The 336-nt window shown below is 33.9% G+C and carries 1 protein-coding gene; it reads right to left on the minus strand.

The features are described 5' to 3' along the window. On the minus strand, nucleotides 1-148 hold a 148-nt coding region (locus ACRD62_RS22540), incomplete at its 3' end, for a GIY-YIG nuclease family protein (protein WP_430822336.1). Nucleotides 149-336 lie beyond the last annotated feature (188 nt).

Below are 336 nucleotides of genomic sequence, written 5' to 3' on the forward strand. Positions count from 1 at the left end.
ATACCCAGTCATTGGTAAATTTGGTTGATGAGTTTGAGAAAAAGCCAGAGTTGTGCTGTTCAATTCTTAACTTTAGGTTTTGAGTTTGACCAATAAAAAATCTGTCAAATTTCTCAGAATAAATTATATAAACGTGGTATTTGACCATGACTAAAAATACAAAAAAAGGTTGACTTCTTTCGAAATCAACCTTTTAAGTGGTGCCACCTGGAATCGCCGCGATAATTATCGTGGCAGGGATACACGGATTTTCGGTTCTCAAAAAGAGTATTTCTGTAATAGTTTTAGGGAAATCTCCGGATATAATTTTAAGTTATTGTAGTATGATCTGGTTCT

Origin of the sequence: Carboxylicivirga caseinilyticus (assembly GCF_050589785.1) — a bacterium.
In the GTDB taxonomy this organism is placed as follows: domain Bacteria; phylum Bacteroidota; class Bacteroidia; order Bacteroidales; family Marinilabiliaceae; genus Carboxylicivirga; species Carboxylicivirga caseinilyticus.